The organism is Kineococcus sp. DHX-1, from assembly GCF_042473625.1.
Lineage (GTDB): Bacteria > Actinomycetota > Actinomycetes > Actinomycetales > Kineococcaceae > Kineococcus.
The window spans coordinates 3,290,032-3,308,111 of record NZ_CP170445.1 but is presented as its reverse complement, the minus strand read 5'-3'; the positions used below and the strand labels follow the sequence as shown (position 1 = coordinate 3,308,111).

Annotated in this window: 16 protein-coding genes; 9 read left to right on the top strand and 7 right to left on the bottom strand. The window is 73.0% G+C overall.

The features are described from left to right. Nucleotides 1-59: 59 nt before the first annotated feature. Together ACFEMC_RS15845 and ACFEMC_RS15840 are read right to left on the bottom strand one after the other, a co-directional pair. Nucleotides 60-1,049, bottom strand: coding sequence for an oxygenase MpaB family protein (locus ACFEMC_RS15845; RefSeq protein WP_380170532.1), 990 nt, complete (start codon nucleotides 1,047-1,049; stop codon nucleotides 60-62). Next, nucleotides 1,015-1,227 carry a hypothetical protein gene (locus ACFEMC_RS15840; protein ID WP_366172588.1) on the bottom strand — a complete coding sequence of 71 codons (213 nt, stop codon included), beginning with the start codon at nucleotides 1,225-1,227 and terminating at the stop codon, nucleotides 1,015-1,017. Before ACFEMC_RS15840 ends, ACFEMC_RS15845 begins: the two co-directional genes overlap by 35 nt. Before the next feature lie 165 nt (nucleotides 1,228-1,392). Between ACFEMC_RS15840 and ACFEMC_RS15835 the strand changes: the two genes are divergently transcribed. Both ACFEMC_RS15835 and ACFEMC_RS15830 read left to right on the top strand, forming a co-directional pair. Further along, nucleotides 1,393-2,952, top strand: a complete 1,560-nt coding sequence (locus ACFEMC_RS15835; protein ID WP_380170531.1) for a molybdopterin-dependent oxidoreductase — start codon at nucleotides 1,393-1,395, stop codon at nucleotides 2,950-2,952. A gap of 112 nt (nucleotides 2,953-3,064) precedes the next feature. After that, nucleotides 3,065-3,778 (top strand): fasciclin domain-containing protein, encoded by a 714-nt coding sequence (locus ACFEMC_RS15830; RefSeq protein ID WP_380170530.1) that lies wholly within the window; start codon nucleotides 3,065-3,067, stop codon nucleotides 3,776-3,778. Here the strand turns inward: ACFEMC_RS15830 and ACFEMC_RS15825 are convergent. From ACFEMC_RS15825 to ACFEMC_RS15815, 3 genes are all read right to left on the bottom strand, one after another. After that, complete coding sequence (locus ACFEMC_RS15825; RefSeq protein ID WP_380170529.1) at nucleotides 3,747-4,682, bottom strand: ROK family protein; 936 nt, start codon at nucleotides 4,680-4,682, stop codon at nucleotides 3,747-3,749. The genes ACFEMC_RS15830 and ACFEMC_RS15825 overlap by 32 nt on opposite strands. Before the next feature lie 10 nt (nucleotides 4,683-4,692). Further along, the gene (locus ACFEMC_RS15820; RefSeq protein ID WP_380170528.1) at nucleotides 4,693-6,486 is read right to left on the bottom strand and encodes a family 20 glycosylhydrolase; all 1,794 of its coding nucleotides are present in this window, start codon (nucleotides 6,484-6,486) and stop codon (nucleotides 4,693-4,695) included. A 66-nt stretch (nucleotides 6,487-6,552) separates the two neighbouring features. After that, the gene (locus ACFEMC_RS15815; protein ID WP_380170527.1) at nucleotides 6,553-7,722 is read right to left on the bottom strand and encodes an ROK family protein; all 1,170 of its coding nucleotides are present in this window, start codon (nucleotides 7,720-7,722) and stop codon (nucleotides 6,553-6,555) included. Between the two features lie 155 nt (nucleotides 7,723-7,877). Between ACFEMC_RS15815 and ACFEMC_RS15810 the strand changes: the two genes are divergently transcribed. The 5 genes from ACFEMC_RS15810 (at nucleotide 7,878) to ACFEMC_RS15790 (ending at nucleotide 14,108) form a co-directional block, all read left to right on the top strand. Then, the gene (locus tag ACFEMC_RS15810) at nucleotides 7,878-9,596 is read left to right on the top strand and encodes a beta-N-acetylhexosaminidase (protein WP_380170526.1); all 1,719 of its coding nucleotides are present in this window, start codon (nucleotides 7,878-7,880) and stop codon (nucleotides 9,594-9,596) included. Nucleotides 9,597-9,674: 78 nt separating this feature from the next. After that, a complete protein-coding gene (locus tag ACFEMC_RS15805; RefSeq protein WP_380170525.1) occupies nucleotides 9,675-10,961 on the top strand; it encodes an extracellular solute-binding protein in 1,287 nt (428 codons plus the stop codon). Continuing rightward, nucleotides 10,958-11,890, top strand: a complete 933-nt coding sequence (locus ACFEMC_RS15800) for a carbohydrate ABC transporter permease (protein WP_380170524.1) — start codon at nucleotides 10,958-10,960, stop codon at nucleotides 11,888-11,890. Before ACFEMC_RS15805 ends, ACFEMC_RS15800 begins: the two co-directional genes overlap by 4 nt. Then, on the top strand, nucleotides 11,887-12,795 hold the full coding sequence (locus ACFEMC_RS15795; RefSeq protein ID WP_380170523.1) for a carbohydrate ABC transporter permease: 909 nt from the start codon (nucleotides 11,887-11,889) through the stop codon (nucleotides 12,793-12,795). Before ACFEMC_RS15800 ends, ACFEMC_RS15795 begins: the two co-directional genes overlap by 4 nt. Next, a complete protein-coding gene (locus ACFEMC_RS15790; RefSeq protein ID WP_380170522.1) occupies nucleotides 12,792-14,108 on the top strand; it encodes an alpha-L-fucosidase in 1,317 nt (438 codons plus the stop codon). Before ACFEMC_RS15795 ends, ACFEMC_RS15790 begins: the two co-directional genes overlap by 4 nt. Nucleotide 14,109: 1 nt before the next feature. On the opposite strand, the gene ACFEMC_RS15785 is transcribed toward ACFEMC_RS15790, so the two are convergent. Further along, nucleotides 14,110-15,057 carry an LLM class flavin-dependent oxidoreductase gene (locus tag ACFEMC_RS15785; RefSeq protein ID WP_380170521.1) on the bottom strand — a complete coding sequence of 316 codons (948 nt, stop codon included), beginning with the start codon at nucleotides 15,055-15,057 and terminating at the stop codon, nucleotides 14,110-14,112. Nucleotides 15,058-15,098: 41 nt separating this feature from the next. Between ACFEMC_RS15785 and ACFEMC_RS15780 the strand changes: the two genes are divergently transcribed. Together ACFEMC_RS15780 and ACFEMC_RS15775 are read left to right on the top strand one after the other, a co-directional pair. After that, a complete protein-coding gene (locus tag ACFEMC_RS15780; protein ID WP_380170520.1) occupies nucleotides 15,099-15,773 on the top strand; it encodes an energy-coupling factor ABC transporter ATP-binding protein in 675 nt (224 codons plus the stop codon). After that, nucleotides 15,770-16,414: a CbiQ family ECF transporter T component gene (locus ACFEMC_RS15775; protein WP_380170519.1), complete on the top strand. Its 645-nt coding sequence runs from the start codon at nucleotides 15,770-15,772 to the stop codon at nucleotides 16,412-16,414. Before ACFEMC_RS15780 ends, ACFEMC_RS15775 begins: the two co-directional genes overlap by 4 nt. Nucleotides 16,415-16,494: 80 nt before the next feature. Here ACFEMC_RS15775 and ACFEMC_RS15770 read toward each other — a convergent pair whose 3' ends face one another. Beyond that, on the bottom strand, nucleotides 16,495-17,952 hold the full coding sequence (locus tag ACFEMC_RS15770; RefSeq protein WP_380170518.1) for a DUF222 domain-containing protein: 1,458 nt from the start codon (nucleotides 17,950-17,952) through the stop codon (nucleotides 16,495-16,497). Nucleotides 17,953-18,080 lie beyond the last annotated feature (128 nt).

The window sequence follows — 18,080 nt, the reverse complement described above, 5'->3', positions numbered from 1 at the left end:
CGTTGGACGACGGGTCGTTGCCTCAGTCCACCCCGCGACCCCGGCGTCTGTCAACGTTCTCAGACGGTTTTCGGGACGTCGTCCTGCGTCAGCCACTCCGGACGCGGCCCCAGACCGAGGCGGTACCGCGCCGCTCGTTCGGACGGGCTGTGGGGTCCGAGGGTGAGCTGCAGAGCCCGCAGCGAGGCCCGGGCCGCGGCCAGTTCCAGGCGCAACCGGACGGAGGTGGACGATCTCCTGCGGCCCGGCACGCCGGCGAGGTCGGCCAGGGTGGGGGACAGCACCAGCGAACCCGCACGGGCGATCCGGCGGTACACGAGGCGTTCGGCGCCGCCCAGACCCGTGGGGCCGGTGATGAAGGCGCGCAGGTCGTCGGGCACGGGGACCAGTCCGGGACGCTGCTCCTGCAACGCCTCCGCGAGCTCGCTGCGGGAGGTCGGCAGGTCGAGGGCTCCGAGGGCCTGTGCGCTGCGCGCCCAGTCGGCCACGTACGCATCGCCCCACCGTGGTCCGAACCGCTGGGCCAGGTCGTGCCCGCAGGCGTCCTGGGCGGCCAGGAACGCGTCCGTGAAGGCGAGGTGGACCCAGCGGAGCAGACCGGGGTCGGACGCGGAGTAGGACTGTCCGTCGGGTGCGGTGCCCCGCACGCGCAGGTGCATGGCGCGGACGCGCGCGGCCTCCCGCTCGGCCAGCTGCGCCGAACCGAACGTCGTCACGGTCAGCCAGCGCGCCGTGCCCGCGAGCCGGCCCCAAGGATCGGTGCGGTAGGAGGAGTGCCGTTGCACGCCCGCGAGGGCCAGTGGGTGGGTGCCCTGACCGAGCAGGGCCGCGACCCCGCCCACGAGCGTGGACAGGTCGCCGTGGACGCGCCAGACGACGCCGTCCGGTGCGAACCAGCCCGGACCTCCGCCGACGGTGGCGATGGCCCGGACCCAGTCCGGCGCCCCGCTCGGGTCACCCGAGACGCGACGCCGGAACCGGGCGCGGAAGCGGTCGGAGGTGCGCAGTGCGCTCCTACTTCTCGTAGCTGCGCAGGGCGTTGCCCACACCGAAGAACGTGGGGGCCCAGTGGCCCACGAAGATGCCCCAGCGGTCGGCGCGGTCCACGCCCGCGTCCTCGGCCTTGCGCGAGATCGTCCAGGCCAGGAACGACAGCCCGATGCTGGCGAAACCCGCTGTGTAGGCCCACTCGGACTTGATCCCGGCCTCGTGCAGCGACTTGATCACGGTGTCTCCTCGGTAGTGCGGCGTCGTGCGGTGGTCGTCGGGTGACACCTGCATCTGACCGCGGTCCGCGCGGGCCCGCCACCGGAGAGCGACCGAACTGTGACCTGGACCACGCATCCACACCGCCCCCCAGCTCCGAAGAGGGGGGTGAGAGGAGGTGACGACGTGCACCGACGTTCGACGAAGGACCCAGCGACTGGCAGGCCCGGCGTCGCCGGCCACCTGTGGGCCACCCTGTGCGGGCTGCTCTCCGGGGGGCTCACCCTCGGGGTCGGTTCCCTCATCGCTTCGTTCCTCGTCCGGTCCTCCGACCCCGTGCTCGGGGTCGGCCAGGAGTTCATCGCCCGGACCCCGGAGTGGCTCAAGGAGTGGGCGATCCGGCAGTTCGGGCAGTCCGACAAGGCCGTCCTGCTGGGCAGCCTGTACGGCACGCTCGTCCTCTTCTTCGTCGTGCTGGGTCTCCTGGCCCGCCGGCACCTGCGGGTCGCTCTCGCGGGGGTCGCGGTCCTGGGGGCCGCAGCGGTGGGGGCCACGCTCAACCGGCCGGACGCGACGGCCCTGAGCTGGCTCCCCTCGACGGTCGGCACGGTGGCGGGTGCGCTCGCCCTGGTGCTCTGCACCCGGGCGCTGCGCCGGCGCGGTCGGGCCCCTGCCGGGGGCACCCTGTCCCGCCGGTCGGTCGTCCTCGGCGGCGTCGCTGTCGTGGCCGCCGGCAGCGCGGGTGCCGGTGCGGCGGTGACGTCGTCCCGGTCGGTCGCGAAGGCCCGGTCCGAGATCGTGCTGCCCAAGCCCGCCTCGCCCGCGCCGGCGCTCCCCCCGGGGATCGACGCGGTCGAGGGGATCACCCCGTACGTGACGAGTGCGAAGGACTTCTACCGGGTCGACACGGCGCTGTCCGTGCCGCAGGTGGACGTCTCGTCGTGGTCGCTGCGCATCCACGGCATGGTCGACCGCGAGGTCACCGTGACGTTCGACGACCTGCTCGCCGAGGACCTCGTGGAGCGGTGGACGACCATGACCTGCGTCTCCAACGAGGTGGGCGGGAACCTCGTGGGCAACGCCCGGTGGCTGGGGGTTCCGCTGACCCGGTTGCTCGACCGGGCGGGCCTGGACCGCGACGCCGACATGCTGCTGTCCCGTTCCTCCGACGGGTTCACGATCTCGACCCCGGTCGCCGACGCGACCGACGGACGGGACTCGATGATCGCCGTCGGCATGAACGGAGAACCCCTCACGGACGTGCACGGGTTTCCCGCCCGCATGCTCGTTCCGGGGTTGTACGGGTACGTCTCGGCCTGCAAGTGGATCACCGAGATCGAGGTCACCCGGTTCGACCGGGCGACCGCCTACTGGACCGACCGCGGGTGGGCCCAGAAGGCTCCCATCAAGACGGCCGTGCGCATCGACGTGCCTGCCTCGTTCGGTCAGGTACGTTCGGGCGCAACGGTTCCCGTGGCCGGTGTCGCCTGGGCGCAGACCCGGGGCATCTCCCGGGTGGAGGTCTCCGTGGACTCCGGTCCCTGGCGGACCGCGGAACTCCTGCCGTCGGTCGGCAAGAACTCCTGGGTCCAGTGGACCGTCGGCCTCGACGGTCTCGAACCCGGGAACCACACCCTGCGGGCCCGTGCCACGGACGGGACCGGGCAGCTCCAGACGGAGGCCGTGGCCAAACCCATCCCGGACGGTTCGTCCGGATGGCCCAGCAAGTTGTTCACCGTCGTCTAGAAACTCCGGTGACGTTTCGGCAACGGCCGGAGCGCTGCCCCGTTCTCGAGGTGCGAAACCCCCGAGGACGGTTGACCATCGAACTACCGCACCAGAAACCGAGGAGAAACCCATGTCCACGCTGAACACCACGTCGAACGGCAAGAAGGCCTTCTCCCTGGTCGCCCTCGCCGGGGCCCTCACGCTGGCCGTGGCCGGCTGCGGCGGCTCGGACGGGACCGCGGGGAACGCCGAGCCCTCGACGAGCACCTCGTCCTCGTCGTCCAGCTCGATGTCCTCCAGCCCCACCGAGAGCATGACGAGCTCGGCGGCCTCGGACACCACCCCGGTCGGCCCCGGCTGTGCCGACTACGCCGCGCAGGTCCCGAGCGGCGCCGGTTCGGTCGAGGGCATGTCCACGGCGAACGTCACGACGGCCGCCTCGAACAACCCGCTGCTGAAGACGCTCACCGCCGCCGTCTCCGGTCAGCTGAACTCGCAGGTGAACCTGGTCGACACGCTCAACGGTGGCCAGTTCACGGTCTTCGCGCCCGTGGACACCGCCTTCGAAAAGCTGCCGGCCGACACCGTGAACTCCCTCAAGACCCCCGAGGGCGCGCAGACGCTGACCAAGGTCCTCACCTACCACGTCGTGCAGGGCAAGATGACCCCGCAGCAGCTGCTCGACGCGAAGTCCGTGAAGACCGTCGAGGGCCAGAACGTCGAGGTCGCCGGCTCGGCCGACGCCCTCACCGTCAACGGGTCGACGAACGTGATCTGCGGCAACGTCCAGACCTCGAACGCGACCGTGTACCTCATCGACTCGGTGCTGATGCCGCCGTCCTGATCGACGGCGTGACCGTCGCCGTCGCGGCACCGATCGCCGCGACGGGACGGTCGGCGGGCAGCAGGACGAGCCGTGAGGCCATCCCCAGCCCGCGCAGGAAGGCGGACCCCTCGGCCTGCCGGTCCAGCGCACGCCCCACGGCGTGCAGGACCGGCAGGCCGTTCGTCGTCACCCCTCCGGCCAGGACGACGACCGCGGGGTCGACGGTGAGGACGAGGGTGCGGACCGCGAGGGCGACGCCGGCCGCCCACCGGTCCACGACGGCCACGGCCGCCGATCCTCCTGCGGCGGCCGTCGCGAACAGGTGCCCGGCCTCCCGACCCGGTTCGCCGTGCGGCCAGGCGCGGCGCAGGGCTGATCCGGCGGCGACCGTCTCGAGGCACCCGCGCTGCCCGCAGCCGCACCGTTCCCCGGCCGGGTCCACCGCCAGGTGACCGACCTCGCCGGCCGCGGCGCTGGTTCCGCGCTGCAGGACCCCGCCCACCACGAGCCCCGCTGCGACCCCCGTGCCCAGGGAGAGCAGGGCGAGGTCCCCGGCGGGTTCGAGCCACCTCCAGGCGCCCCACGTCGCCGCCTTGACGTCGTTCTCGACGGAGACGGGCACGCCGCCGACGGCCGCGCTGAGGAGGTCCGCCAGCGGGACGGGATCCGGTCCGAACCCCAGGTTGACGGCGTCGCGCACGCAGCCGGCGTCCGGGTCGACCAGACCGGGAACCCCGACCCCGACGTGCTCCGGGACGGCTCCCACGGCCTGCACGAGGTGGCGCACGGCTGCGCTGGCGGAGGCGACCACCCCTCTGCGCCCGAGGCGCGTCCGGTGCCGGCACGTGGCCAGCACCTCGCCGCCGGGGTCGACGGCGACGCCGTCGACCGACGTGCCGCCGATGTCCAGGCCGATGCGCACGGCGCCGCCGTCAGTCCACGGCCCGCAGCAACGCGTGCCGCAGCGGGGCGAAGGCGGCCAGGCTCTCGGCGAGGCCGCCCGGCCGGGACCGCAGCGCCCAGCAGGCCCGGTGCTCCTCGAGGAGGCCTTCGAGCTCGGTGAGCAACCGCGGGGCGCGGGCGGCGTCGAACGACCCGTCCTCGCCGCGGGCCTGGAAGGCCCGGGCGGCGAACTCCGCCAGCTGCAGCGCCCACGTCACCTCGCGCACGACGACGTCGCCGTCCGCGGCGGCCGGCTCGGCCGAGCGGAGGTCCTGGACGCAGGAGAGCAGTTCGGTCTGCACCGCGGCGAGGGCCTGCGGGGCCGGCACGGCCCACGGCTTGAGCTGGTCCGGTTCGCGCAGCACGAGGCACAGGGGGGAGGCGTTCAGCAGCGGGGCGCCGAGCTGCGCGCAGACCTTCCCCGCGCGCACGAGGACGTCGCCGAGGACGCCGTGCGGGTCGAGCAGCAGCGCCTCGGAGAGGACGGCGGCCACGTCGACGTCCCGGTTGGCGGCCAGCGACCAGGAGACCGCGCCCCCGAAGAGGACGGGGCCGAAGGCCACCGACGGCGGGTCCCAGTGCCCGTGGTCGCCCCAGGAGGTGTTGAGGTAGCCCTGCGCGGAGTGCGCGAGCCCGACCTCGGCGGCGTCGAGCATGTTGCCGACGGCGTTGTCCCAGCGGCCCAGCAGGGAGTTCCAGTTGCTGGCTCCCGGCGCCACCCAGAACGGGATGCCCGCGTCCAGCAGCAGCTTCGCGCGGTCGCGGAACCCGTCGCGCAGCGCGGTGACGTCGACCCCGAGCGACTCCCACTCCTGCACCTGACCGGGGGAGGCCGCGTCGACGACCTCCTGCAGCAGCTGCGGGGAGTCGTACTGCCAGACGACCGGGATCGCGCCGGCCGGGACCTTGTCCATGAGTTCGGGGTGGTCACCGAACACGTCGGCCCAGAACTCCACGGCGTACCCGCGGTCCAGCCACGGCTGCAGCACGCTCGTGACGTACTCCCAGTAGACCGTCCCGAGGCCCACCTCCTCGGCGCGCCGGGCGCTCTTGCCCGTGCCCAGCTCGAACGGCTCGTCGGCGCCGACGTTCAGTCGCCGGGTGCGGAAGTTCGGGGTGACGTCCTCGAGCAGGCCGTGGACGAAGGCGGCGTTCTCCGCCGTGGGTTCCAGGGTGCTCGGCGGCCGGTGCACCTCGCGCATCTCGAAGCCGTCCTCGTTCTCGGCCCGCCGCGCGTGCCGGGGGTGCTTCAGGAACCGTTCCATGTGGCCGAGGGTGTTCTGGTTGCAGACCAGGTCGACGCCCCGGGAGGCGCAGAGCGCGTCGAGCCACTGCAGGTCCTGCGCCGTCAACGGCGAGGCGTCCTGCCACACCTCCTGCTCGCCGCCGAACGCGTAGGTGTGCTCGGTGTAGAGCTCGAGCGTGTTGATCCGGGCCAGCACCAGCACGTCGACCCAGCGAGCCAGCGTGCGTCGGGTGGGGACGCGGTCGCGGCTGACGTCGAGCATGAAACCCCGGACCGGGAAGTCGGGGTGGTCGCTGATGTCGTAGGAGGTGGTGGAGAACTCCCGGTCCGCGCGGAGCTGGTCCAGGGTCGCCAGCGCGTACCGCAACCCCGTCGCGTCCGAGTGCGCGATCGTCGTGCCCTCGGAGGAGGTCTGCAACCGGTACCCCTGCGCGGGCGTCGCCGGGTCCAGCACGACGCGCAGCGGAGCGTCCGCGGCGGGCCCGGCGCCCGTCGTGCTCGTCATCGACTGCGGACGGGGGAACGGGGTGACGGGCACGAGGAGTTCTCCTGGTTTCGAGGGGGTTTCCTCGAGTCTAGGGAGTTCGGGGTCCCAGAGGAACCCTCAGCTGAAACCGAACTCGCCCGAGAGGACGAGGGCGGCGGCGCCCTGCAGGATCCCGGCCTCGCCGAGCCGGGCCATCCGCAGGTCGACCGTCCCGCTCGTCGCCGGCAGGCACGCGCTCGCGACGAACTCCCGCGTCGCCTCCAGGAGGGGGCCGTCGAGGAGTTCCGGGGGCCCGGTGAGCAGCACCTCCTCGAGGTTCAGGGCGGCGACGACGGGGGCCAGCACGGCGCCGAGCCGGCGTCCCGCGTCCCGCAGCGCCGTGCGTCTCCCCGAGGCCGTCCGGCCCTCGACCGCCGCGAGCAGGTGCGGCAGTCCCAGGTACGTCTCGAGGCAACCGCGGCGGCCGCAGCTGCACTGCGGACCCCGTGGGTTGACGGTCAGGTGGCCGATCTCGCCGGCCGCCAGGCCGTGCCCGCGCACGAGGTTCCCGTCGAGCACGAGCCCGGCCCCGACACCGCGGCCGATCGCGACGAGGAGGAAACCCGAGGTCGAGGCGTCGGCGTAGGTGAACTCCGCGAGGGCGGCGGCGTCGGCGTCGTTGGCGACGTGGACGCCGGTCCCGAGCCGGGTGCCGAGGTGCTCGGCGAGGTGGACCTCGTTCCAGCCGAGGTTCGCGGAGTCGCGGACGACGCCGTGGGCGTCCACCACGCCGGGGGAGGCCACGCCCGCCCCCACCACCGGCCGACCGGCGTCGTGCAGCACGCGGGCCGCGAGGTCCGCGACGGCCTCGAGCGCCTCCCGTCCCGTGCGGCCCCCGAGGTCGGTCGTCTCCTGGTGAACGACCGAACCGCCGAGGTCGAGGACGGCCGCGCGGGCCGCGGGCTGGGACTGCAGGTCGACCGCGAGGACGAAGTGCTCGGTGGACCGCAGCCCCACCATCATCGCGGGTTTGCCGACGCGCCCCTCGGGGCGCAGGCCGAGTTCGGCGACGAGCCCCTCGGCGACGAGGTCGCCGACGATCTCGGAGACGGTCACGCGCGTCAGGCCCGTCGACCGCGCCAGGTCCGCGCGGGAGGCCGGCCCGTCGTGGAACAGCAGGCTCAGCAGGACGGCGCGGTTGTGCGCCCGGGCCTGCGCGGGCACGACCGTCGCGCGCAGGCGTCCGGAGACCATCGCCCGTCGCCACTGGGGGGCCCGGGCGTCGCTGGTGGTGGCCGGCTCGCTCACGCAGTAGTGATACCAGACTGACAAATCCCCGCGGGAGTCTTCCGGTGGACGCGGGACGGCGCTACTGTCACCGAAAGCGCAGCACGACTCACAAACCGTCGTGCGCGTTCCGCCCGTCACCGTCGACCCGGCTGAACCCGCCGCTGGAGGTCCCCGTGCCAGCCGACCACTCCACCGGTCTCGTCCCCGCCCCCCGCTGGTCGGGTGCGGCCCCGCAGGGTCCCGGTGCCGACCTCGGGGCCGGGGGTGACGTCCTCGCCCCGCGGTCGTGGTGGCCGGCGCTGCTCGCCGTGCTGCGTCCGCTGGAGGCCGGGACGGGGGCGGTGTTCACCCTGCGGGAACCACCGGCGGGGACCGGACCCGGCGCGGGGGAGCGGGCCCTGCTGACGGTGCGCCGCGTGGACGAGGTGCCGGGGTTGCTGCAGGTCTGCGGCAGCTCCTCCCAGCTCGCGGAGGGGTACGCGTTGCGGGTGGAGCGGGGCGCCGTCGAGGTCCTCGCGACGACGGCCACGGGTGCGGGTCACGCCCTGCAGACCCTGCGGCAGCTGCTCCCGCCGCACGTCTTCCGGCGGGCCGGCCGCGGACCGGCGCTCGCCCCGCCCGTGGACCTGCTCGACGCGCCGCGCCACGCCTGGCGGGGCCTCATGCTCGACGTGTCCCGGCACTTCCACGGGGTCGCCTGGACGTACGACCTCATCGACCAGCTCGCGCTGCACAAGCTGAACGTCCTGCACCTGCACCTCACGGACGACCAGGGCTGGCGGCTGCAGGTCGACGCGTTCCCCCGCCTCACCGAGGTCGGCGCCTGGCGGCGCGAGACCCTCGTCGGGTACCGCTTCTCCGACAGCTTCGACGGACGGCCGCACGGGGGTTTCCTCACGAAGGACGACGTGCGCGACATCGTGCGCTACGCGGGCGACCGCGGGATCACGGTGGTGCCGGAGATCGACGTCCCGGGACACGTCCTCGCCGCCGTCGCCGCGTACCCGGAGTGGGGCGTGACGGGCGTCCAGACGGAGGTCCTCACCCGCTGGGCCCGGTCGCACGACGTGCTCAACCTCGAGGACGCGACCGTCGAGGCCGTGAAGACGATCCTCGACGAGGTCGTCGAGCTCTTCCCCGGCCGGTACGTCCACATCGGTGGGGACGAGTGCCCGCGGACCCAGTGGCGCGACTCCCCGCGCGTCCAGGAACTCCTGCGCGAGCGGGGGTTGCCCGACGAGGACGCCCTGCAGCACTGGTTCACCCGTCAGTTGCGCGACCACCTCGCCTCCCGCGGTCGTGTCCTGCTGGGGTGGGACGAGGTCCTCGCCGCCGACCTGCCGCAGGACGCGGCGGTCATGGCCTGGCGCTCGGAGGACGAGACGCAGGCCGCCCTTGCCCAGGGGCACGACGTCGTCGTCGCGACCCAGGGGAAGCTGTACCTCGACTACAAGCAGTCGCGCGACCCGCGGGAACCGCTGGGACCGAGGATCTTCGGTCCGTACCTCACGGAACTGCGGGACACCTACGAGTACGCCTGGCCCGAGCACGACCGCGTGCTGGGCGCCCAGGTGTGCCTCTGGACGGAGTTCGCGGACAGCCGGGAGAAGGCCGAGTACCTGCTCTTCCCGCGCACGTGCGCGTTCGCCGAGCGGGTCTGGAACGGAGCCCCCGACACCTTCGAGGAGTTCCTCCCGCGCCTGGAGCACCACCTCGAGCGGCTGTCCGCCGCGCACGTGGGCTTCCGCGGCCTGGACGGTCCGCACCAGGGGCAGAGCGACACGTGGTGGGGCCTCGAGGCCGAGGCGGCGCCGCACGTCCTGCTCTCGTCGGACGACCAGCCGGACGACCAGCAGGACACCGTGCCGGAACCGCGCGTTTCGAGTTTGTGAACACTCTTGCCACCCGCTGGTCGCGGGTGGTGCACTGAGGCACCCCACCCACCAGCCCCTCGTCAGGAAGGCGTTGCCGTGCAACTCACCCGTAGGACCACCCTCGCCGCCGGCGCCGCCCTGGCCGGAGCGGCCGCCCTGTCCGCCTGCGGGGGCTCCAGCGAGTCCTCCGGTGGCGGCGGCCAGTCCGACAGCAAGGACCTGACCATCTGGCTGATGCGCGACTCCGTGCCCCAGACGTCGGTCGACTGGCTGGTCAAGCAGTGGGCCGACGCGAACGGTGGGGCCAAGCTGACGGTCGAGATCCAGGACTGGACGGGCATCGTCACGAAGCTGCAGACGACGCTGTCCAGCGCCGACCAGACGCCCGACCTCGTGGAGTTCGGCAACTCCCAGGTCCTCACGTTCACCTCCGCGGGGGCGCTCAGCGACATCAGCGACCTGCAGGAGGAGCTCGGCGGCAAGGACCTGCTGGCGAGCCTGGTGGACGCCGGCAGCTTCGAGGGCAAGCTCTACGCCGCGCCCTTCTACGCCGGTGCGCGGCTCGTCTACTACCGCAAGTCCCTGCTGGAGAAGGCCGGCATCGCCGTCCCCACCACCCTCGACGCCTTCAACGAGGCGGTCGTGGCGCTGAAGAACGCCAACCCGGAGGGCGTCGCGAACTTCTCCGGCATCTTCCTGCCGGCCAAGGACTACGGGGTGAGCGCGGCCTGGATCTTCACCCGCGGGGCGAAGTTCGCGGTCGAGAAGAGCGGCAAGTGGGAGGGTGACCTCACGACGCCGGACGGCATCGCGGGGCTGGACGACCTGAAGAACCTGTACGCCAACGCGTGCACGGTGTCGGCCACCGCGACGCTGGAGGAGGCCCGGGACCCCTCGGCGCCCTACAACCGCCGCGAGGCCGGCATGTTCATCGCCCTCAACAACCAGTTCCCCAAGGTCGACCCCGCGCTGGCGCCCGACACCGGGTTCTTCGCCTTCCCGGGGGAGGAGCCGGGATCGGTCGGCAAGGTCTTCGCCGGCGGGTCCAACATCGGCATCCCCGCCATGTCGCGCAAGCAGGAGGCCGCGAAGGAGCTGCTGAAGCTCGTCTTCCAGTCCGGCTTCATGGAGCCGTTCGCCTCCGAGGGCGGTTGGGTCCCGGGCAACAGCTCCTACGCCGGACCGCTGGAGGCGACCGAACTCGGCGCCGTCGAGGTCAAGGCCGTCCAGAACGCCGTCGCGACGCCGAAGTCCGAGGGATGGGGCGTGGTGGAGAACAACGACGTCATCCGTGACGCCTTCACCAAGCTGGCCCAGGGCGCGAGCTCCGAGCAGATCGCCCAGGACACCGACGCCAAGGTCGAGAGCCTCCTCAACGCGTGAGCGCCGTCAGCGCGACGACCGGGCGGCGGACGGGGCGCCGCCCGCAGTGGCTCACCCCGTTGCTGCTCGGCCTGCCGGCCCTCGCGGTGGTCCTGCTGTCCCAGGGCTACCCGCTGGTGCGCCAGCTGGTCATGTCCTTCCAGGAGTTCGGCCTGCGTCAGCAGTTCGGGCAGCCGCCGGAGTTCGTCGGGCTCGACAACTACGCGGCGGTGTTCTCCGACAGCGTGTTCTGGGTCGTCCTCGCGCGGTCGATCGTCTTCTGCGCCGTCTGCGCGGCGCTGACGATGCTGCTCGGAGTGGCCTTCGCCGTCATGATGACGCGGCTCGTGCCGGCTGTCCGGGTCGTGCTCCAGAGCGCGATGCTGCTGGCCTGGGCGATCCCGGTGCTGTCCTCGCTCACCGTGTGGCAGTGGTTGTTCAACACCCGCAACGGGCTCGTGAACTGGGTGCTGGTGCACGCGGGCCTCGACCAGTTCGACCGGTACGCGTGGCTGCTGCAGGGGACGACGCTGCTCGTCATCGCCGGGGTCATCGTCGTCTGGATGTCGGTGCCGCTCGTGGTGTTCATGGTCTACGCGTCCCTGACGCAGCTGGACCCCGAGGTGCTCGAGGCCGCCGAGCTCGACGGCGCGTCGGGCTGGCAGCGGTTCCGCTACGTCACGGTGCCGGGCGTCGCGCCGGTCCTCATGCTCGTGGGGCTGCTGCAGATCATCTGGGACATCCGCGTCTTCACGCAGATCTCGGTGCTGCAGGACGCGGGCGGCGTGGCCGAGGAGTCCAACCTGCTGGGCACGTACGTGTACCAGATCGGCCTGGGACAGGGGAACTACGGGATGGGATCGGCGGTCGCCATGGTCATGCTCGTCATCACCCTCGCGCTGACGGCCGGGTACGTGCGGTCGCTCGTCCGGCAGGGGGCCACCGCGTGAGCGCCCCCGCCGCAGCGGCGCCCGTCGCCCCCGTCGGTCGCCTGTCCGCCACCGCGCCCGGACGCGTCGTGCGCAGTCGCTCCCAACGCGTGCGCCGGGTCGTCCTGCAGGTCGTCGCGGTGCTCGTCGCCGTGCTGTGGGTCTTCCCCATCTACTGGATGGTGAACTCGAGCCTGCAGTCCAGCGCCGAGCTGTCGGGGGACCCGCACTTCTGGCCCTCGCCGGCCGAGCTCGGGAACTACAGCCGGATCCTGTCGGACGCCACGTTCTGGTCGGCGTTGCGCGTCAGTGCGACCGTCACCGTGATCGCGGTCGCCGTGGCCCTGTTCAGCGCGTTCTTCGCGGCCGTCGCCCTCACCCGGTTCCGCTTCCGCGGTCGGACGTCCATGGTCATCACGGTCCTGGTGATCCAGATGATCCCGGCCGAGGCGCTCTTCATCTCCCAGTACCGGATGCTCGACAGCTGGGGCCTCATCAACAGCGTCCTCGGTCTGGGGCTCCTCTACGCCGGGCACTCGGTGCCCATCACCATCTGGATGCTCAAGGGTTTCGTCGACGGCGTCCCGGCGGACCTGGAGGAGGCCGCCATGATCGACGGCTGCTCGCGGCCGGGTGCGTTCCTGCGCATCACGTTGCCGCTGCTGGCCCCCGGTCTCGTGGCGTCGGGGATCTTCGCGCTGCTGGCGTCGTGGAACGAGTACACGCTCGCCCTCGTCGTCATGAAGGACAACTCGTCCGCGACCCTGCCGCTGTGGCTGGCGCGGTTCAACGTCGCCAACGAGGCCACCGACTGGGGGGCCATCATGGCGGGCTCCACGCTCGTGGCGCTGCCCGTCGTCGTCGTCTTCCTCATCGTCCAGGGCCGCATGGCCAAGGGCCTCGTGGCCGGGGCGGTGAAGGGGTGAGCGCTCTCGCCAGCGGCGCCAACGCCGACGCCACCGTCCCCGCGTGGTTCACCGACGCCCGCTTCGGGTTGTTCGTCCACTGGGGCGTGTACGCCGCCGCGGCCCGGCACGAGTGGGTGAAGAACTACGAGGAGATGACGGACGAGCAGTACGAGCGGTACCTGCGGCACTTCGACCCCGACCTCTACGACCCGCGCGAGTGGGCCCGGCGGGCCCGCGCGGCCGGGATGCGCTACGCCGTCCTGACGGTCAAGCACCACGACGGGTTCTGCCTGTGGGACAGCGCCCTCACCGACTACAGCGTGGCCAGCACCCCGCACGGCCGGGACCTCGTCGGCCCGTTCGTCGAGGCGTTCCGCGCCGAAGGGCTCGAGGTCGGGTTCTACTACTCGCTCCTGGACTGGCACCACCCCGACTTCGTCGTGGACAGCGTCCACCCCCAGCGCAACGCCCCCGACGTGGCGGCGCTGAACGCGGGGCGCGACATGGAGCGCTACCGCGAGTACCTGCACGGGCAGGTGCGCGAACTCCTGACGCGGTACGGGCGCATCTCCTACCTGTTCTTCGACTTCTCCTACGCCGACGACGACCACAAGCCCGGCGCGTGGAACGGCAAGGGCAAGGAGGAGTGGGGGAGCGAGGAGCTCATGGCGACCGTCCGCGAGCTGCAGCCCGGCATCGTCGTCAACGACCGGCTTGACGTGCCCGGCGACCTCGTGACCCCCGAGCAGTACCAGCCGGTCGAGCCGATGACCGTGCAGGGCCGGCCGGTGCCGTGGGAGGCGTGCCAGACGCTCAACGGCAGCTGGGGGTACCACCGCGACGAACTGCGGGAGAAGACGCCCGACCTCCTGCTGCGCATGCTCGTGGACGGGGTGTCCAAGGGCGGGAACCTGCTGCTCAACGTCGGCCCGGACGCGCGGGGCCGGTTCTCCCCGTCGGCGGCCCGGACCCTCGACACGATCGCGCAGTGGATGGATCTGCACGCCCGGGCGGTCCACGGGACCGGTCCGGCCGAGGCGGGGATCGCCACGACGGCGGACGCGCGCCTCACCCAGCGCGGCGACCGGCTCTACGTCCACCTCTTCGCCTGGCCGTTGCGGCACCTGCACGTCACGGGGCTCGCCGGCCGCGTCGAGTACGCGCAACTGCTGAACGACGCCTCGGAGGTGCAGTTCACCGAGGCGAATCCGTCCGTCCGGGCGTACGGCACCGGGATGGGTGGGCTGCCCGCCGGCACGACCACCTTCGAACTGCCCGTGGTGCGGCCGGACGTCCTCGTGCCCGTCCTGGAGGTCTTCCTCAGGCCGTGACTCAGGCGCTGAACACGGCGGCGAGGGACTCCAGGGCGGCCAGCCGGTCGTCGCCGGTGGGGAAGAGGACGACCTCGTCGAGCCCGGCCGCGCGCAGGTCGGCGATGCGGGCGCGCACCTCCTCGGCCGGTCCCGCCAGGGTCAGGTCGTCCACCCACTCGTCGGGCAGCAGGCGGACGAACTCGTCGACGTCCGGGGTGCGGTCACGCAGCGACTGCAGGTCCGCGGCGTAGGGGGACGGTGCGGTGTGCGCGGCGGCGTCGGGGGTCCCGACCCACACGAGGCCGGGGCGGACGGCGTCGCGGGCGCGGACCGGGTCGTCGTCGATAGCGGCCAGCTCGTACCCGATGAGCCGGTGCTCGGGGCCGGCGCCGATCTGCTCGCGCGCCGCCCGCGCGTACGCGGCGGTCACGGGCTCCGCGAGCAACGTGCCGTCGGCCTGACGACCCGACAGCGCCAGCGACTTCGGGCCGCGCACACCGGACACGACGAGCGGCGGCGTGGCCGGCGGAGCGTCGAGCCGGACGCCGTCGAGGTGGACGTAGTCGCCCAGCAGCGTCACGGTCTCGCCGTGCAGGAGGCGGCGGACGGCCTCGACGTGCTCGCCGAAGGACGTCAGCGGGCTGCGGCCCCAGGCGCCCACCTGGCGCATCCAGCCCGGCACGCCGTGGCCGAGGCCGAGCGTGAACCGGCCGGGGAACTGCTCGGCCAGCGTCGCGGCCTCCATCGCGGTGAAGACGGGGTTGCGCGCGGCGGCGGGCGCGATGCCCAGCCCGACGTGGACCCGCTCGGTGACGGCCAGGACGGCCGCCGCCTGCGCGAAACCCCCGCGGAAGCCCAGGTCCTCGATGACCCACAGGCTCCCGGCGCCGAGCGCGTCGGCGCGCCGGGCGAAGGGGAGGACGTCGGCGGCGGGCAGGTCGCGGGGCAGGACGACTCCGGTGCTCACCCGCTGCACGCTACATTCCCCGGTGTGACCGGCGGGCCGAGGTGATCCGCCTCGAGGGGGTCCGGGTCGACGCCCCGGACCGCGTGGTGCTCCATCCGCTGGACCTCGAGGTGACCGAGCCGTTCACGGTCCTGGTGGGCCCCAACGGGTCCGGTAAGTCCACCGTCCTGCGCCTGCTCGACGGGCTGGTGCTGCCGTCCGCCGGCCGGGTCCTCGTCGACGGGCTGGACCCCGAGCGCGACCTGCGGGCGCTGCGGCGGCAGGTGGGTTTCGTCTTCACCGACCCCGACGCCCAGCTCGTCATGCCGACGGCCGTGGAGGACGTCGCGTTGTCGTTGCGCCGCACGGACGTGCGCGACCGCGACGCGCGCGCCCGGGAACTGCTGGCCGCGGCCGGTCTCGGCGGTCTCGCGGACCGGTCCGTGCGCGACGTCTCCTCCGGGCAGCGCCAGCTGCTGGCCCTGACGACCGTGCTCGCCACCCGCCCCCGCGTCGTGCTGGCCGACGAACCCACCACCCTCCTGGACCTGCGGACGGGACGCCGGGTCGGGGACGTGCTGCGGAACCCGCCGGCCCACGTGGACCAGGTCGTCGTCGCCACCCACGACCTGGACCTGGCCGCACGGGCCGACCGCGCACTGTGGATCGCCGACGGGCGCGTGCACGCCGACGGGCCGGCGTCCGAGGTCGTCGCCGCCTACCGGGCCTGGGCGTGAGGCGCGGCCTCACCGGGCCCCCGCCCCTGCTGGGGACCGCCGAACCGGGGACGTCCGTCCTGCACCGCGCCGCCCCGCGCACCAAGCTCCTCGCCCTCGTCGTCGTGGGGACGGGCGTGGGCCTCGTCCGCTCGCTCGCCACGCCGCCGACGGCCACCGTGTGGCTGGCGGTCCTGCTCGCCGGCTGCATCGTCCTGGCCCGGGGGTGCCGGTTGCGCCGCGGGCTGCTGCGCGGGCAGGTGCGCCGCACCGCGTGGGTGCTCGTAGCGCTGGCCGCGGTGCAGACCTGGCTGCAGGGCCCCTGGGAGGCCGCCGCCGTCGTCGGGGGCCTCCTGGCCTGCCTGTGGTCGGCCACCCTCGTCACCGCCACCACGCCCGTCCCCGACCTGCTCGACACCGTCGTCCGGGCGCTGCGACCGCTGCGACGCCTCGGGGTCGACCCCGAACGGGCCGGACTGGCGTTCTCGCTCACCATCACGAGCGTTCCCGTCGTCGGGCGGCTGCTCGCCGAGTCGAGGGAGGCAGCGGCCGCGCGGGGGCTGGGGAACAGTCCGCGTGCGCTGCTGGTGCCCACCGTCGTGCGCGCCGTCGCCCACGCCGAGCAGGTGGGGGAGGCACTCGCCGCCCGGGGGCTGGACTGACGGGTGGTCCTCTCGGTGGTCTCCCACCCGGAGGTGAAGCTCGACGGCACGGTCCCCGTGCCGCAGCGGGTCTGTCGGCCTCAGCCGGGCGCGTCGCCCTGTTCGAGGGCGCGGGCGAGCTCCCGCGTCCTGCGCAGGAGGGCGGGGTGGTCGTTGCGCGTCCAGGGGCCGGGGGTCATGAGCTTGCCGAGGTCCCGCTGCATCCTCCGGGCTTCGGGGAGGCCGTCCTCGCCGAACCTGGCTTCGAGGCGGCCGGCGTGCAGGGCTCGGTGGTCTCGGCCGCAGAGCAGGACGAGGTTGTCGATGCTGGTGGGTCCGCCGTCGGCCCAGTGGACGACGTGGTGCAGGTGGCAGGCCCAGGCCGGGGCTCCGCAGCCGGGGGCGATGCACCCGCGGTCGCGTTCGGCGACGATGAGGCGCTGGTTGTCGCTGGCGTGTCGGTCCAGGGTGTGCAGGGAGCGGGGCCGGCCGAGGCGGTCCATGACGGCGACGGTGATGTCGCCGTCGCAGGAGGCGGCGCGCACGGTGGCGTCGGTGATGGGGCCGTGGGTGTCGGCGGTGGCGGTGCCGGGCTGGAGCTGTCCGGTGTCGTCGAGGGTGGCGCGCAGGACGACGGTGGCCTGGTGGGCGACGACGGGGTCGGTGCTGCTGGCGGGGTGGTGTGTGCCGGTGGTGACGAGGTCGACGAGGCCGTCGTGGCGGCGCTGACCGACCGAGCGGGTGTCGTGTTCCCCACCGAGCCCGGTCCCCTTCTCAACTGCGCTGGGGAGCGGTTTCGCGGCGGCCTCCACAGCGGAGCGGACGACGACGGCGGCGGCTTCGTCGAGGTCGACGGTCATGCGCAGCATGCCGTGGCGGCGGGTGAAGGTGAGGGTGCGGCGGCTGGCGGAGTCCGGTTCGAGGTCGCGGACGTGGCGGTCGACGCGGTCGGGGTCCAGGCGGGTGAGGAGTTCTTCGCTGAGCTGGTTCGCGGTGCTCAGCGGTTGGGTGCCGGTGACGACGGCGAAGTGTCCGTCGATGAGGTCGGCGCGACGCTGGGTGGTCCAGACCATCTCGCCGGTGTCCATCTGCACTTCGATGTCGACGGTGCCGCGGCGCAGGGGGGTGGGGACGGACTGCAGGGCGGTGACGGCGCTGTGGACGTGGGCGAGGGTGGTGTCGCCGGAGGCCAGGGCCTCACCGGTGCGGGCGAGGGAGCCGCGGTCGCCGTCGAGTCCGCCGATGCTCCCGTCCCAGCTAGTGCTGGGGTCGGTGTGCCGGGCCGCGGCGACGTCCTTGCGGGCCAGGGTGCGGGACAGGTTCACCGGCGACGTGGCGAGGAGGTCCACGACCGAACTCTCGGGGGCGTGCTCCAGGGCGCGGCGCAGGAGGTGGAGTTTGGCGGCGTCGAGGCGGTTGCCGAGGGTGTAGAGGGTGCGGGTGAGGTGGTCGGTGTCGTCGCGGTCGAGGGTTCCGGTGGGGAGGGTGAGGATGTCGTCCAGGGTGGCGGCGAGACGCGTGAGGGCGTCTGCTGCGCGGTCCTGGACGGCGGGGTTCATGTGTTCAAGTTTAGTCGAACGAGCCCTGTGGTGACAGGTCTTGTGGCTCGTAACTTTTTGCGGCAGAACAGCTTACGGTCTGTTGGCTGTGGAGGAGGGTGTGGAGGATCGCGCCGGGCTCCGTGGTC